Annotated in this window: 17 protein-coding genes; 3 read left to right on the top strand and 14 right to left on the bottom strand. The window is 50.6% G+C overall.

Annotated elements, in window-relative coordinates; genetic code table 11:
- From KBY85_RS14260 to KBY85_RS14300, 9 genes are all read right to left on the bottom strand, one after another.
- Positions 1-242: hypothetical protein (locus KBY85_RS14260; RefSeq protein ID WP_254962126.1), on the bottom strand; the 242-nt coding region annotated here is incomplete at its 3' end.
- 530 nt (positions 243-772) lie between these two features.
- Positions 773-1,426 carry a hypothetical protein gene (locus tag KBY85_RS14265; protein WP_254962127.1) on the bottom strand — a complete coding sequence of 218 codons (654 nt, stop codon included), beginning with the start codon at positions 1,424-1,426 and terminating at the stop codon, positions 773-775.
- A 29-nt stretch (positions 1,427-1,455) separates the two neighbouring features.
- Positions 1,456-2,967 (bottom strand): hypothetical protein, encoded by a 1,512-nt coding sequence (locus tag KBY85_RS14270; RefSeq protein ID WP_254962128.1) that lies wholly within the window; start codon positions 2,965-2,967, stop codon positions 1,456-1,458.
- A 216-nt stretch (positions 2,968-3,183) separates the two neighbouring features.
- Positions 3,184-3,978 (bottom strand): hypothetical protein, encoded by a 795-nt coding sequence (locus tag KBY85_RS14275; protein WP_254962129.1) that lies wholly within the window; start codon positions 3,976-3,978, stop codon positions 3,184-3,186.
- A 519-nt stretch (positions 3,979-4,497) separates the two neighbouring features.
- On the bottom strand, positions 4,498-5,070 hold the full coding sequence (locus KBY85_RS14280) for a hypothetical protein (RefSeq protein ID WP_254962130.1): 573 nt from the start codon (positions 5,068-5,070) through the stop codon (positions 4,498-4,500).
- A gap of 288 nt (positions 5,071-5,358) precedes the next feature.
- Positions 5,359-5,736: a tyrosine-type recombinase/integrase gene (locus KBY85_RS14285; protein WP_396121885.1), complete on the bottom strand. Its 378-nt coding sequence runs from the start codon at positions 5,734-5,736 to the stop codon at positions 5,359-5,361.
- A complete protein-coding gene (locus tag KBY85_RS14290) occupies positions 5,675-5,887 on the bottom strand; it encodes a hypothetical protein (protein ID WP_254962143.1) in 213 nt (70 codons plus the stop codon). Before KBY85_RS14290 ends, KBY85_RS14285 begins: the two co-directional genes overlap by 62 nt.
- 132 nt (positions 5,888-6,019) lie before the next feature.
- Positions 6,020-6,151, bottom strand: a complete 132-nt coding sequence (locus KBY85_RS14295) for a hypothetical protein (protein WP_254962131.1) — start codon at positions 6,149-6,151, stop codon at positions 6,020-6,022.
- On the bottom strand, positions 6,138-6,551 hold the full coding sequence (locus KBY85_RS14300; protein ID WP_254962132.1) for a nucleotidyltransferase domain-containing protein: 414 nt from the start codon (positions 6,549-6,551) through the stop codon (positions 6,138-6,140). Before KBY85_RS14300 ends, KBY85_RS14295 begins: the two co-directional genes overlap by 14 nt.
- A gap of 19 nt (positions 6,552-6,570) precedes the next feature.
- Between KBY85_RS14300 and KBY85_RS14305 the strand changes: the two genes are divergently transcribed.
- Positions 6,571-6,753, top strand: coding sequence for a hypothetical protein (locus KBY85_RS14305; protein ID WP_254962133.1), 183 nt, complete (start codon positions 6,571-6,573; stop codon positions 6,751-6,753).
- On the opposite strand, the gene KBY85_RS14310 is transcribed toward KBY85_RS14305, so the two are convergent.
- Complete coding sequence (locus KBY85_RS14310) at positions 6,728-7,090, bottom strand: DUF1778 domain-containing protein (RefSeq protein ID WP_254962134.1); 363 nt, start codon at positions 7,088-7,090, stop codon at positions 6,728-6,730. The genes KBY85_RS14305 and KBY85_RS14310 overlap by 26 nt on opposite strands.
- Before the next feature lie 141 nt (positions 7,091-7,231).
- Between KBY85_RS14310 and KBY85_RS15995 the strand changes: the two genes are divergently transcribed.
- Both KBY85_RS15995 and KBY85_RS14320 read left to right on the top strand, forming a co-directional pair.
- Positions 7,232-7,777, top strand: coding sequence for a J domain-containing protein (locus tag KBY85_RS15995; protein ID WP_254962135.1), 546 nt, complete (start codon positions 7,232-7,234; stop codon positions 7,775-7,777).
- Between the two features lie 8 nt (positions 7,778-7,785).
- Positions 7,786-8,865 carry a hypothetical protein gene (locus tag KBY85_RS14320; RefSeq protein WP_254962136.1) on the top strand — a complete coding sequence of 360 codons (1,080 nt, stop codon included), beginning with the start codon at positions 7,786-7,788 and terminating at the stop codon, positions 8,863-8,865.
- 56 nt (positions 8,866-8,921) lie between these two features.
- On the opposite strand, the gene KBY85_RS14325 is transcribed toward KBY85_RS14320, so the two are convergent.
- From KBY85_RS14325 to KBY85_RS14340, 4 genes are all read right to left on the bottom strand, one after another.
- Positions 8,922-9,917 carry an NAD(P)-dependent alcohol dehydrogenase gene (locus tag KBY85_RS14325; protein ID WP_254962138.1) on the bottom strand — a complete coding sequence of 332 codons (996 nt, stop codon included), beginning with the start codon at positions 9,915-9,917 and terminating at the stop codon, positions 8,922-8,924.
- A gap of 170 nt (positions 9,918-10,087) precedes the next feature.
- Positions 10,088-10,741: a GIY-YIG nuclease family protein gene (locus KBY85_RS14330; RefSeq protein ID WP_254962140.1), complete on the bottom strand. Its 654-nt coding sequence runs from the start codon at positions 10,739-10,741 to the stop codon at positions 10,088-10,090.
- Between the two features lie 85 nt (positions 10,742-10,826).
- The gene (locus KBY85_RS14335; protein WP_254962141.1) at positions 10,827-11,822 is read right to left on the bottom strand and encodes a hypothetical protein; all 996 of its coding nucleotides are present in this window, start codon (positions 11,820-11,822) and stop codon (positions 10,827-10,829) included.
- 197 nt (positions 11,823-12,019) lie between these two features.
- Positions 12,020-12,194 (bottom strand): tyrosine-type recombinase/integrase (locus tag KBY85_RS14340; RefSeq protein WP_254962142.1); only part of this gene is annotated, 175 nt, incomplete at its 5' end.

Consider the following 12,194-nt stretch of genomic DNA (forward strand, 5'->3'; position numbering starts at 1 on the left):
TCGGGCGGAACGTTGACTACGGCCATGCCGAGATTGCCCAGAACGGCTCCTCCTTCGGCAGGAACCTGGTCCATGTCAATTCCGGACTCAGCAAAATCACCGCTTCGTAGCAGATCGGCCGAACGGACGCCTGCAAGATTTTCTAAGGTAGCGATAGCCTCAGTAGAAGCTTCTTCGCGGAAAGTGACAATAAAGCGGCCAGTGGTTTCAGCTTCGCTGGGTGCTGTGAATCCAGAGTTCATGAGTTTGTTCCTTGGAAAGGGATTAAAGATTGGATCGAATGCTCAGGGACAGGGAGAAACCAGGTTGAGAAATACCATTTACCCGCCAGGGCGTGTCAAAGCGGATGAAGTGGAAGCTTCAACAATGCGGCGGACCGTAGATATTCTCATTTGACAGCTTTTGCCCCGTCTAAAGCACGAGATCAAGATGCAAAAGACCAGCCCTTAATGGCGCGATTAATTGGTTAACTTTTCAAGCCTAATGCCATTCTGGGCAGCCATCTGCTGCTTATCTGACCCTTATGTGCCTCAATGACATCGAGGGGTAGAACAGCCCGTTGTAGCTCCCAGGTCAATGGATTGTCATGTGGACGCTGGCTAGCGAGGTCGCACTTATAAGGATTCGGCAGCACCATGGGAAAGCCTGAAACCCCTCTGTGCACTGACTGAGACATCTGCACAATTCCACCTGACACATATCCAGCTCTTCCTAACGTTTGACATGAGAGGCTTGGGCCGGCTTGCCGGGACAAGCCCTCTCGATGGAAGGGTTAGGCATCGCCGGTGCTTGCATTGAGACTTCTGAGTTCGGCGAGCAGTGTCAGCTCGTCTTCGAGCCGCATGTATTGCATGTCTTTAAGAACATGTACTGCATTCTCCCGAAAAATCTCTTCAAATTGAGGCTCGGTATCGACTCTGTGCCACATTGCGTTGAATCCGCTGACTGCGACATACTTGATGGTGTTCATATCCATTAAGTAATAGTTCCTATAGCCTCGCTCCTTAAGGAGCTTATCAACTTGTTCGCGTGTCTCTGGCCATGCGAAGTAGAAGATAGGACGGGCTCCCGCTGGCTTTTTGGTGTGATCACCAAGTGGTGAGTAGCTATGCAGGAGAGAGCTTCTCGCTGCCCATAATTCATATGGTGTGAAGCTCTTCCAGTTAAATGGGGTATTCGTTCGTAGAAACGTCTCGAACCGTTCTCGGTTTGACTTTGCCGGAGCTTCTTCCGATAACGAAGCGCAGATGTCTATAAACGAGTAGAGCAGCAACAACGAAGGAAGTTTATGCTTTTGTTCGAGTGCCTCCATTGCGGCGTGGCGCAAGTCATTCAGAAGAATGAGTGCTGAGAGCGTCTGAGGATGCATACGATGCCTAACGCTCCAGATCAGAAGCGGGCAGGAGATCAGGACTGTAAAGCCCACCCTCTGCTCCCGTCTTCTGTATCTGGATGTTATGCATGATCACTATGCTTAAGCTCAGAGAAATACTCTTCAAACACATTGCGAAGGAACTGAGAAGAACGTCTTGACACACCTTTCAGGAGCTTGATATTGTATTCTCTGAAGTCCATTGCTCGAAGCTTGCTGCGCTTTCCTTTCTTGAGGAGTAAGCAGTGCAAGTTTTGATCATTTCCCTGTATGTCCAATAAGTCTTCAAAGTCTGAGATATTAATTACATGCATAGATGGATGCTCTTCTCCAAGTTTCGGCAACAGCATATTTCCAAAATACAAGGGATCTGCAACAACGCAAACCATTTCTACACTCTTGACATCCTTCGCAAACATCAACTCACTGAAGAGCCCCGCTTCAATATCTGCCTTGGTTCTTTGGAGCTGGTCAAATGCTTTGGAAAGAGTCTTCCTGCAATCTTGTTTGTAGCTGTCAATCGAGCCTGTCTTCTTGGTTCGCAGGAAAATAGACGACTGCTTAACCTCGATGAGAATGAGGTTGTCATGCCGCCATACAATCCAGTCCACAGAGTCAACAGAATTTCTACCCTTTTTATAACGCACTTCTGAGATAACTTTCCACGATCTTAAATGCGCATTTAAAAGCCGGCCTACATAATCCTGAAATGCGTACCCGTAGGCCTCCTTGAATACATTAGTTCCATTTCCGCCCGAGTACTTCTCTATGAAGTCGTAGTAGAGATAGTGAGAAATCTTGAGGTATAGGCAGTTCTTGTTGATTATGAGAAATAACTCTTCCTTTGGTCCATTTGGCACCACCCCAATGTTGATAATCGGAAATTTCTCAAGAGCATTGTCAAGAGAGCCGGCGTAGGCGAGGATTCCAGCACGGTCTCTTGAAGCCCATCTTAAAAATGCTTCTTCAGAATCTGTCGAAACGGATACATCATAAGTTTCACTTACTTTGGCTAGAGCATCTGGCGACAACCTGCAAAAGTAGGTATTGTCCAATGATAAGCACAGAAACACATGGAAGAATAGTTGATCGAATGTGAGACCCAGGGTTTCCTGAAAAATATCTTTGCCTACCATCTGCTCGCGATTTGACCAAATATTCTTATAAATATAAATGGCTCGGGCAAACCCATTAAGTAAAGCACCTTGAAATGGAAATTGTCTGTAAGCGATTCGAAGACAGATCTCGTCCGGCGTCAGCTCCTCAGTAGTACCTTCTTCATAAAGGTACCAAAGCTTGCGAAAAAGTACTTGCAGATCACTTTTGCCAGCATCTATGCCATTTGTGGAGGAGCTGTGATTAAGAACAAAGAGGGCCGCAAATAATAGAAAGCTGTCGTTGACGAGTATTTTACGATAAGCTAAAAAGTCGCTATTGGCCTTGTATATCTGATTGCCAAGGTCAGCAATCGCTCGGAGGAGTGAGTTTGTCTCATACGCTCTTAAGTCGCATGCGACTTGTTCGACCGTAGCCTCAATGTGAAAGTCAATTACATAGATATCTTTGCCCAGAATCGTCGCCTGAGGGAATTTCATGCTTTCTTCTGGTCAAAGAGTAGATTCTGCATAACGCTGCCCCTGAGTGGCAGGCAGAGAGCATGTGGCGGCGAAGCTGAAAATTTGAGGTGGCCTGTCCACTCGAGGGGCTTGTTCGAAGTGCCCAAAGGGCTTGCCAGCCATGTTGAGGGTAAGAATAGTCAGGCTATCTTTGTTTAATAAAGCATCAGAGACAATTCGAGAAGAGACAAGGCATCATGATTGCTCTTGCTGTTGCTCTTCAACTATTCTCTGAAGAAGCCAGCGATCATTTTCTGATGGATTCCTTCCAGTAGAACGGCTCATACCTGTTCCAACAGGGTCGCGAGCCCAATCAGTAAGTTGTTCTGTGCTCCAGCTGCAGTAGAGATCGATTTCCTGTTCCACCTTCTGTAAAAGAAGCTCAGAGCGTTTCGGCTCCTTGATCGGCATGTCATCAAAGAAATATATGGTCTCCTCAATGAGGAAAGCAGCCTCAAGGTCATTCAGACGCGTATGAGCCTCCTTCAGCTTTCTATAGAAGCGTGCTCGCGGGAATCTGTCAGGTGGTGTCCAGGGTTGGTTCCAATTCGGAGCACCAATTCGCGTATCTGGCACTGACCGAAAATAAAGTACCTGGTTTGACTGTCGGGCTTCCTGTGTTTTATTCATCTCGAGTCGCTCCTGCATCAGCTGATCCCTGGGCATTGAAAAAGCTCTAATAGCACCCAAGCCAACGAGAAACACAAAGATATCGGCAATCTTGGCCAAGGATAACAACCAATACAAAACCAGCACCCAAATGGCCTGACTTGCCAATGACATGACCATGTGCCCCCTGCGAGCTCTATAAGCCTCGGAGCACCTCAAGATATTGATAAGGGGAGGAACGCCAAGAAAATACGAAAATACAAACATGAGCACCATATAGGGCAGAGCCGCCATCCATCCATGTGCTTTTATGATGTAGAAAACACCGGCCCATTGTAGAAAATTGCCAAGGTGACTCAGAAATTTATTATGCGGCTTCATGGATGCCGCATATCCGCTTGAGGTTGTGTCTATGTTCTGTGTCATGAATCAAAACCAACAGTACAATCCTGGTTATAATGGCAATTGAAGCTCGGTAGGGCAACAACCTCTTACTGGTATTCCCTTGGTAAGACCAGAGTTGTCGGCCAGGACCTTCGAACGCTCAAGATCAGAAGCGGGCCAAGACCTCAGTCAAGAAGCAAACCTATGCTCCCGTCTTCTGCATCTTGATGTTGGGGGCCCTTGCTTGTCAATCTGCGTTTAACTTGTCAACGCATAGGCTTGAAATAATTTCAATTAACTCATCTTGCGACCCGGGATAATTTATGGATGGATGCTCGGGGATTAGTACCCCAGCACGCCGATCCATTTCTTGAATGTACCAACGGACCGCCAGCGCGTAACTGTAAAAATGTCTTGAGTCAAGACTAATGATTGTTCCAAACTTAGCTGACAACCACGGACAAGCACTTTCACTACGGCGATCAGTCTTTCCTCCTTTGTGGATAATTAGGTTTCTTACGACAGAAACTTCAAGCAGTATTCTTGAGCTGAATCATCTAGGGAACCCCCCAGCCCAACAGCCGCGAGGACTGCCTCGAACTTTCCAGCACCACGTCTTTCCTTCGTGGCAATTGACTTGCAAAGCTCTTCATAGACGAAAGAAGCTCTTTCTTCTTGGTCTAAAGACATGAAGTCGAATATGGGAATTCTCAGTTTTGCCAGCGATTCATGCTGATCAAGCGCGGATATGTTCCGGAGGCGGCTTACGGCAATCTGTTCGACAAGATTCTCAAGTATGCACCATAGCCTAATCAAGAGGAGTTCATATAGATATGGAAAACCAGGCGCAACTTGCTGCAGTGCCCAAGCTTCGAGTTTTTGAGCTTTTTTGCGACGCTCTTCAAACTCTAATGGGTTATTGACTAATGGGTGCTGATCACGTTCGAGAGCCTCACTGGCTCTTTTGAGCAGATCAAGGGTATTCGAGGCCTTAGAGGCGTATCTAAGGCCTGAATTGGCAATATCCTCAAAATATAATAGACTCTCAACTTCCCTGTTGGCTTCACGAAAGATACTTCTTAACTTCATTTGTGTTCCCGCCTTGATGAGCCGGAGATGTCATGCAGGGCCTTGGTCAAAGGATTAAAAGCAATGTAGAAGCGGAGAGTAGCGGTACTTTAGAAGTTTTCTAGGGATAGCGCCCAACTCTTTATTGGACGGTTCCGTGAACCGAGGCGTGCACGCCGTGCCCTTCTGATAACCAAAAACGACTCGAGTCGTTAATTCTCTGAGACTTTTTACCCTGCATAAGGTCTTTCAGAACTTTCGCCCAAGATAGCCGTGGTTCACGGGTCCGTGAACCAACTGTTCAGAAGGTTACAGAGCGTCTGCGGGGCTACGTACACCGTGTGGCCCTCGATTTAAGACGTGGGTATAGATCATGGTGGTACTGACGTCCTTGTGACCGAGCAGCTCCTGGATCGTGCGTATGTCCTGGCCCCTCTCCAGTAGGTGAGTGGCAAAAGAGTGGCGGAAGGTGTGACAGCTGGCCGCTTTGGTCACACCGGCTTCAAGTACTGCCCTTTTCACAGCCTTCTGTACCAGGCTCGGATCGATGTGGTGTCGCCCCTGATCACCAGATTCTTTGTCGCACCATCGCTTCTGCTGGGGGAACACCCACTGCCACGCCCATTCACGGTCTGCATTCGGATACTTGCGGGCTGATGTGACCCAGGGGGCACTGACCCTGCTCATGCAGCCGGCGCGGGATGCGCACCAGCCGCACCCGGTCGCGCAGTTGATGCTGCAGGGCTTCTCTCGCTACCTGGATCAGATCCTCGCGCTCAAACAAAAGGAAGAAGCGGCAGGCGCTCCAGCACCAGGGCATCGCGGGCCCCCAGGGCAAAGCGGCTGAGGGTTAGGGACTGCCCGATAGCCGGCGACACCGGCCTCAATGCTGATTGCCACGGAACAGCAGAGCAACGAATCACCCGAACTGAGCTTCCACCTGCTCAATCAGTGCCTCTGCTTGGGCGCATCATGCTGTGCGATCCAAGCCCAGTTCGTCGGTCTCATCGTCGTAGCGGCACTGCACCGAGAAGGTGCTGAATGCACGTAGCGGCAGGAGCTCGGTTATGTCCACACCCCACACGGCTTCAGGAGTAATCACTGAGCACACCCTGGCGGATGGCCTCATGTACTAGGGATCCAGGCTCCCGCACGCGACGTGCGGCTTCTCCATTGGAGTGGAGCACCAGATCGACCGACAGGTCAGGTTGGGCTACTGCTCCCCAGAGTTCGGCAAGCAAGGCGAAGCGGTCTTGCCCTGCAAGCCAGTCATCTGGAGCAGTGATCAGCAGGTCTACATCTGAATCAGCACGAGCCTCTCCTCGAGCTCTTGAGCCGAACAGGCGCACCTCTGCGTCTGGGATCAGCGCGCGGATAGCAGCAGTCATGCCGGCTAACCGCTGAGCCATTGGTAGCTGTTCAGAAGCGGCCATGACCTCTCCTGACGGGCCAACGCCACTTGCGCTGTGCCCCAACTGTTGCGCCACAACCACTTTAGCCATGGCTTGTACGGTGAAGGTCATGCCCTTGATGCACCGGCTGAGACGCCGCAATAAGGGTCTTCCTTGCATCTTTGAGCAGCAGAAGCAGTTGCTGCTGGCGCAGTGGCGATGGGATGAATCCGAACCGTGTGTAGAAGCCAGCCTGCTCGGCGATCAGCAACGTCCGCCGGATCGCGCTAAACGACAAGCCTGGCAAGGATGACCACAGGCAGCGGGAAACGTCCCATGCCCTGCACCTGGCGAGTGAACAGATCTTGCAGAACTTGATTGACCTGTTCAGGACGCTCCAGCAGATCCATCAGAGCCTGGGCTTGGGATCGAAAGACCTTGAACAGGCGCTGATCAAGGAGTGTTTGCTCGGCAGCGAGGCAGGCGCTGTCGAGGATGAGGCCGGTGAGCGATTTGTGGCTCCTTTCGGCGGCACGGCGTGGTGCGCAAGCCGAGCCGGGCAGCGGATCAGCCAGGTCGACAGCGCTGGGGTCGCCGGCGTTCTGGGCACCGCTACGAGTGCTGCTGGAGAACGAGCTGGCGCTCTTCATCGCCGATGCCTATCCCGCGTCAGCATGGGGCAGAAGGTGTTTCATGCGCACTGGCATCTGATTCCCAAGCGAACAGGTGATGACAAATCCCTCCGCGGAGGCGTTCGGGGGGGTATTAAGGGCAAACAGCACAACTGAGCCGTGGCCACCAAGACGCCAGCGCGCAAGAAACTCGATCGGCCAGCGGTCTTAGCAAGGATCGAAGAGATCCTCTCGGCTGGGGCTCCGGATGCCGACAGCCTGTTGGCATTCGCAGAATTCATCAACGGAAAGCCGTTCCCTGAACCTGTTCTCACGCTGACAGAGCTAAAAGCCTCAGTGTGCAAGGTGTTTGGTAGCAAGAACGCTACTGAGCTGCGCAAATCAAGTGAGTTCAACCTCGCGATGGCGGGCCGAACATTTGATCTGAAAACAAAGGCAGATTGGCTAAAGCTCTATCGGGAGTGGGTTGGAGTTCCCCATAGCGAGCGCGCCAAAACTGGCAAAACATCCATTAACGGCATCGATGTCTTAGAAAATTTCAGGCCGTGGCATGTGTTCTCACTCGATCCTTCAACAGCCAGTGCCGATGACATCAAAGATGCCTTCCGCAGGCTTGCCAAGGAACACCATCCCGATGTTGGCGGCGATCCGCGAGTGATGGAGCGGCTCCAGAAAATGCGTGACTCCCTTCTTGCCTTTCTGTAAACAAGCTGATGACGACGACATCCAACCGATCACGTGATGCCTTCTCCTTTCAGGAAACAGCAAGAATCCTTGGCATCAGCGCGAAGAAGCTCAGTGGTATTTGCCAGTTCTTTGATGCCCATGCTGATGATGAATGGGAGCTCATTGAAGGGGAGTTCTTTGAATACGAACCTGGCCAAGCTCGCAGCCGTCGCTTTTACGAAGAAGGCGTGATGGCTATCGCCAAGTATCTGGAGGAGAAAGAAGGTGGAAGCATGTTGGCCAAGATTTATGAGTTCTTCACCCAGCATCGTGCGCGGGTGACGCGCACACTCGTCAAACGGCGCATCATTCAAGTCACCCAAGATCGAAGCTCCATCCAGATCCGAGGTGATCTGGTTTTTCTTGAACAGCGCTCTGTTGTGAGGGTGCTGGGCACCAACGGCAAAGGGATGGCTGGCACCATTACAAGAATTCAAGAAGAAAGTTCTGGTCTAGAAGGTGCTGAGGGATTAGAAATCGGTGTTCATTTTGATAGCTTTGAGGGCAAAGACCAACGACATTGGAGCCAGCGCGGCATCGTGCGTTTGGCGAAGACAATGAGGGATAAAGGCAGGATCACCAAGGCGCGTAAGGCTTGGGTAAAAGCTGTTGCCGATGTTGCAGAGGAATGTTTTGAGGTCCAGCGAAAGTTGCTTGAAAGCCATGAAGCCAGGGTTAAGGCAGCGAAGGACAAGGTTCGTCAGAGGGCACTACGCAAAGATGGATCTGGCTGTGCCATCTCCGGTTACAAACCATCTGAATCCGAACAGTATTCAGTTGAACTCGAGGCGCATCATCTGTTCGATGCCAGCTCACGTCCCGACCTGGCAGCCTATGAAGAAAACCTAATCGCCATCAGCAGCAGTATTCATCGAAACTTCCACAAGTGGATGGGAGCCAAGCCTTGCGAGCCCAAAGACTTTGTTGACTATCTCTTGGGCAATGAGATGAGCCACTTTGATGGATCACCTAGTGTCAAAAAGAGGAAGGAGCAGAAGCTCCAAAAGCTGATGAATCGGCTTGAGCTGCTACAGGCCAGATTTGAGGGAAATCACTTGCTGTACTAACGGTCGGGTTCAGGCGCGTTGCGGCGCGCAGCGGAGCAACGCGCCTGAACCCGTTGTTAGGTTATGCCACTGTGTTCCACAGTGATGACTACATTTCCCTTTTTGTGTCCTTTGTCGACATACCGGTGCGCCTCGGCCGTCTGTTCCAGCGGATAGCGCCGATCAATGACCGATTCTATCTTCCCCGCTTCAATCAGCTCTTTGAGGAAAATTAACTCTTCTTTGCGCTCGGGGGGCGAACCAAATATTACTTTCTGGCCGCCTGTGATGGAAGTCCATAGCATTTGGCCCATCTCTTGCAGCCCGCCGGCCACTGCAAGATAAAGTCCCTTTGGCTTGAGTGAGCCTTTACAACGTGAAAACGAAGTCTTGCCTACGACCGTGTCCAAAATGATGTCGTATGTCTCACCGCTTTGGGTGAAATCTTCTTTGGTGTAATCAATGACTTTATCGGCTCCCAGAGATTTTACTAATGCCAAATTCGCGGTGCTGCATACCCCGGTAATTTCCGCCCCATAGTATTTGGCAAGCTGGATCGCATACGTACCGACCCCTCCAGAAGCGCCATTGATCAGGGCTTTTTGTCCTCGCTGAAGTTTGGCCATATCCCTCAAGAAATACAATGCGGTAACTGCTCCAAAAGGAACGGCGGCGGCTTCCTCGTAGGTCAGATTGGCCGGTTTTATGGCCAGCGCCCCTGCTTGCGGTCGACAGGTGTACTCGGCATAAGCACCGAATATTTCTGAGCCTATCCCAAAAACCTTGTCGCCTTTCTTAAACAACGTCACGTCCTTGCCGACGGCTTCAATTTCTCCGGCCAGTTCAGTCCCCAAGATTGTTTTTTTAGGTTTGCGTAGACCAAACATTAATCGTGGTAGAGGCCCGAAGCCGGGAGGGACAAAGGTAAACCCGCGAACATTCACATCCCCTGCTGTGACGGTTGCCGCGTAGACCCTGATCAGGACTTCACTGTCTTTTGGCGTGGGTTTTTCTACATCTTGAAGATGAAGCACATCCGGCGGCCCGTATACTGTGTATACAATAGCTTTCATAGATTTCCTCCGAATTGAACTTGATTAAGCGCGATATCTCGATTGACCGAGACCAGCGGCAAAACCTAACGCTGGCCATCACCTGGCCGCAAGGTGTGCTCGCCGAAGAAAATAGCCTCGTGGAGGCGGCTCGGGTGAATGGCGGTGTTAGACGGATGGAAATGAAGGAATCAATCGCCGTCGCTATAGGTTTCATTGTAGATATCGCTTATTGTTCTGCCCTCATAAGTCCAGTACGTTCCAGGGTTAAGATTATAATCGGTGCCCATTGCTCTTGCAGTCGCAACTGAAAGTCCCATCTGCTCGCCTTCGTAGTCGACTTTTTTGGGATTCACAACCGTAACTACTGAATCATTTCGCGTGCAGATGAGGGTTGCCCCGTTGGGTATTCCCATCTCCTCAAAGTTCAGATTTGGACGGCGTGATCTGAGCGTCTTTGCGGCCTGCAAGGACTGTTCGTCGATGCCAGTTGGCTCAGAGGAGGCTTCTGCAGTGGCATCAACTGCTGTATTCAGCAGCTTCAGAATTACAATTGCTTGTTCAGGCTCGATTCGAAAGAATTCTCGCTTGGGATTGACCCTGGAAGGGCCAAATGCAGTGTGGAGCGCGTCTTCTACGGCATCACAGTCGTCAACCTGACAAGCATACTCCAAGCTGAATGGAACTGGAACGCCAGTAGTGTAGAGCTGGCTAAGCCGAGTGCCTACATCCTCCTGCCTCGTTTTGCCGATCTTGCAAATGCCTGGCATCGCAGGGTTAGTCAACACGTAGACGACGCTAGGCACTTTCTGAAACACTTCTTGCACAAGTCTAACGCTGGCCATCACCTGGCCGCAGCCAGCTCATTGATCAGAATAGATTGACTGGAGGCGGCTCAGGTGAATGGCACTGTTAGAACGCCAAGTAACCTTATGCACGGATCAATACCAGATCGTGTCGCTGCGGGCGATTGAAAGGTTTCAAAGAGCTTGACTTAATATGTTGCGAGTCCCACATCGTGATCAGTTCTTCAGAAATCTCAAGAACTCGATTCACGTCTGCATTATGGGGAACGCTGCCGCGATGCACGGCGTCGTTTCGTAGATCAACGAGTGCCGACTTTATATCTGAGTGCAATATATGTCCTTGATTGATTGCTTGAGACACAAGTCCGCCCAGAGTAAACTTGTGACCTGCCGGGAGCGTTAAGAGCGAAGACAGGACAGTTTCACATGCTGAGCCTGCATCGATGATTGATCTTCTGGGATCTCCTCGCCTAGCTGCCATTCGCGCCGAGGCGAAAAGCTCAAGGTATAAAGGCACCTCGGATCCGATACTATTGATAGCCTTTTGAAGCACTCTCGCATTAATTAGTCTTTCGGCGCTGACACCAGTGCCGGAAACGCTTATTGTGATTATTGGCGATGCTACCGTTGGGATCGAACTATTCTCACCACATCCAACCATCGTGACAACACTTTTGCTGCGGCGATGAATTACCTTCGGATCTGGATCTACGGGATTCAGTGATTGAGCTGTTATGCTCCATAGCCACCGGCAAAACGATTCCCACCAGTCAGAGACATTTTCGACAAGCATCTGATACCCACTGACTTGGTCAGCGTTCAAATCGAAGTCGAGACGAGTCTGCGCTGGTACCGAAATCAGTGCGGAAGTAAGCTCGATGTATTCAATATCTCTTTTAACTCCCCATATTTCATCCGGCAAGTGCTTTTCAACACTGCGGACTATTGATGCTGGAGCAGCGAGCGCACTCTGACCAGCTTGCTCGCTAGGAAACTCAAGCTTTGCCGGAACTCCGGAAACCTCAATATCAATCCTCAATCCAAGGACTTCTTGCTCAACAAATATATTGTGGTCGAACGGGATCGCGAATTGTATCGCGACGTCAACAGATGAATTCATAAGGTATTCGCATCAAGTCATTCTAACTCTTTATTGGACGGTTCCGTGAACCGAGGCGTGCACGCCGTGCCTTTCCGATAACCAAAGACGACTCGAGTCGTTAATTCTCTGAGACTTTTTACCCTGCATAAGGTCTTTCAGAACTTTCGTCCAAGATAGCCGTGGTTCACGGGTCCGTGAACCAACTGTTCAGAAGGTTACAGAGCGTCTGCGGGGCTACGTACACCGTGTGGCCCTCGATTTAAGACGTGGGTATAAATCATGGTGGTACTGACGTCCTTGTGACCCAGCAGCTCCTGGATCGTGCGTATGTCCTGGCCCCTCTCCAGTAGGTGAGTGGCAAAAGAGTGGCGGAAGGTGTGACAGCTGGCC

It is taken from the genome of Cyanobium sp. BA5m-10, from assembly GCF_024346255.1.
Lineage (GTDB): Bacteria > Cyanobacteriota > Cyanobacteriia > PCC-6307 > Cyanobiaceae > Cyanobium_A > Cyanobium_A usitatum.

Coding starts and splice junctions, on each gene's coding strand:
- KBY85_RS14275 (WP_254962129.1), bottom strand. CDS start 3,978: ATGAAGCCGCATAATAAATTTCTGAGTCACCTTGGCAATTTTCTACAA.
- KBY85_RS14330 (WP_254962140.1), bottom strand. CDS start 10,741: ATGGCCAGCGTTAGACTTGTGCAAGAAGTGTTTCAGAAAGTGCCTAGC.
- KBY85_RS14305 (WP_254962133.1), top strand. CDS start 6,571: ATGCCCTTGATGCACCGGCTGAGACGCCGCAATAAGGGTCTTCCTTGC.
- KBY85_RS14310 (WP_254962134.1), bottom strand. CDS start 7,090: ATGAAGAGCGCCAGCTCGTTCTCCAGCAGCACTCGTAGCGGTGCCCAG.
- KBY85_RS14300 (WP_254962132.1), bottom strand. CDS start 6,551: ATGGCTAAAGTGGTTGTGGCGCAACAGTTGGGGCACAGCGCAAGTGGC.
- KBY85_RS14335 (WP_254962141.1), bottom strand. CDS start 11,822: ATGAATTCATCTGTTGACGTCGCGATACAATTCGCGATCCCGTTCGAC.
- KBY85_RS14280 (WP_254962130.1), bottom strand. CDS start 5,070: ATGAAGTTAAGAAGTATCTTTCGTGAAGCCAACAGGGAAGTTGAGAGT.
- KBY85_RS14270 (WP_254962128.1), bottom strand. CDS start 2,967: ATGAAATTCCCTCAGGCGACGATTCTGGGCAAAGATATCTATGTAATT.
- KBY85_RS14285 (WP_396121885.1), bottom strand. CDS start 5,736: ATGAGCAGGGTCAGTGCCCCCTGGGTCACATCAGCCCGCAAGTATCCG.
- KBY85_RS14325 (WP_254962138.1), bottom strand. CDS start 9,917: ATGAAAGCTATTGTATACACAGTATACGGGCCGCCGGATGTGCTTCAT.
- KBY85_RS14320 (WP_254962136.1), top strand. CDS start 7,786: ATGACGACGACATCCAACCGATCACGTGATGCCTTCTCCTTTCAGGAA.